This is a genomic window from Verrucosispora sp. SN26_14.1, assembly GCF_004307965.1.
GTDB lineage: Bacteria > Actinomycetota > Actinomycetes > Mycobacteriales > Micromonosporaceae > Micromonospora.
In genome coordinates this window covers 1-2,104 of the sequence record NZ_SISL01000699.1, presented here as the reverse complement: position 1 = coordinate 2,104, position 2,104 = coordinate 1, and the positions used below count along the sequence as shown (strand labels likewise).

Here is a 2,104-nt window from a genome sequence, read left to right as displayed (position 1 = left end):
ACAGGGACCGGCTCCGGGCCGCCGCCCACGCGCAGCTCGCCCGGCGTGCTGAGGACACCGCCCCGCACGTGACGCCGCCGGTGACACCCCGGCAGCTTCCGGCGGCCGTACCCGTGTTCGTGGGACGGCGTACGGTGCTCGCCGGGCTGGCGATGTTGCTGGCACGCCAGCACGGCGCGCCGGGCACCGTTCCGGTCGCGCTGATCAGCGGTACGGCCGGCGTCGGCAAGACCGCGCTGGCACTGCACTGGGCACATCGGGTCGCCGACCGCTTTCCCGACGGACAGCTCTACGTCGACCTGCGCGGGTTCGACCCGGACGGGCCGGTACCGGAACCGGCGGAGGTGCTGCGGGAGTTCCTGGAGGCGTGCGGCGTGTCCGCGCCGCGGATCCCGGCGGGACTGTCCGGCCGCTCCGGACTGTTCCGCAGCCTGCTGGCCGACCGGCAGGTGCTCGTGCTGCTCGACAACGCCCGGGACGCCGCGCAGGTGCGTCCCCTGCTGCCCAACTCGCCCGGGTGCCTGGTGCTGGTGACCAGCCGCAACCAACTGCCGGGACTGGTGGGCATCGAGGCCGCCCAACCGTTCGTCCTCGCACCGCTGACGCCGCCGGAGGCGTACGAGCTGCTCGCCGCGCGGCTCGGTGCGCAGCGTGTGTCCGGCGAGCCGCAGGCGGCGGCGCGGATCGTCGGCGCGGCGACCGGACTGCCGCTCGCGTTGGCCATCGTGGCGGGACGGGCCGCCACCCGGACCGGGCTCAGCCTCGGTCGCCTCGCCGACGAGCTGACCGAGCCGGGGCGCCTCGACGGATTCACCGGCGGCGACCGGACGCTCGACATCCGGGCGGTCTTCTCCTGGTCGTACCGGAGTCTCGACGCGACCACGGCGTGGGCGTTCCGCCTGCTGGGGCTGCACCCCGGGCCGGAGGCCACCGTCGCGGCGCTGGCCAGTCTCACCGGCGTGCCCGCCGCGCAGGCGGGACGGGCACTGGCGGCCCTCGTCGAGGCGAACCTGGTCGCCGAAGCACGGCCCGGCCGGTACGTCCTGCACGACCTGTTGCGCGCCTACGCGGCCGAGCAGGCGGCCACACACGACCCCGATCCGGTACGCCGGGAGGCCCTCGGCCGTCTCCTCGACCACTACCTGCACACCGCGTACGCCGCCGCGCTGCTCCTGTACGACCATCGTGACCCGATCGACCTCGTCCCGGCACGCGTCGGGGCGGTGGTCGATCCGCCCGCCGACCGTGCCGAGGCGTGGCACTGGCTCGTCCGGGAACATCGGGTGCTGCTCACGCTCGTCGCTCTCGCCGCACAGGCCCGCTTCGACACGCACGCCTGGCAGCTCGCCTGGACCCTGAACACCTATCTCGACCGCATCGGCGCCTGGCCGGAGCAACTGGTCGTGCAGGAGGTGGCGTTGGCCGCCGCAGCACGGGTGGACGACCGGGACGGCCAGGCCCGCGCCCACCGTAACCGGGCCGTGGCCTGCCTACGGCGGGAGGACCACGAGCAGGCCCGGTCCCACCTGGACACCTCGTTGGCGCTCTACGCCGGTCTCGGTGACGCCGTCGGCAGCGCCCGGGTGCATCTGAACCTCGGCATCCTTGCTGAACGTCAGGGACGGTTGCGGGACGCCCTCGACCAGGCCCGGCGGGCGCTGGAGCTGTTCATCGGGGCGGGAAACGTCGGCGGCCGGGCCAACGCGCTGAACAACATCGGCTGGTACCACAGCCAGCTCGGCGAATACCCGCAGGCGTTGGCGCACTGCCAGCAGGCGTTGGCGCTGCAACAGCAGGTCGGCAACCGGTACTGGCAGGCGCACACCTGGGACAGCCTCGGCTTCGTGCACTACCGGCTGGACCGGCAGCCGCAGGCGATCCGGTGCTATCACCAGGCGCTGATGCTGTGGCGGGAGTCGGCGGAACGCTACTTCGAGGCGACCACGTTGACCCACCTGGGCGACAGTCACCGCGCGGCCGGCGAGCCGGACTTGGCCCGTACCGCCTGGTGTGGGGCGCTGGAGATCCTGGAGCAACTCGACCACGCGGACGCCGCGCAGGTCCGGGCGCGGTTGACCGCCGCGCCGGCCCGGTCGGCCTGACC

At 73.8% G+C, this 2,104-nt stretch carries 1 protein-coding gene; it reads left to right on the top strand.

Going from position 1 to position 2,104, the window contains the following annotated elements:
• Positions 1 to 2,102: tetratricopeptide repeat protein (locus EYA84_RS31040; RefSeq protein ID WP_131057753.1), on the top strand; the 2,102-nt coding region annotated here is incomplete at its 5' end.
• Positions 2,103 to 2,104: the final 2 nt, after the last annotated feature.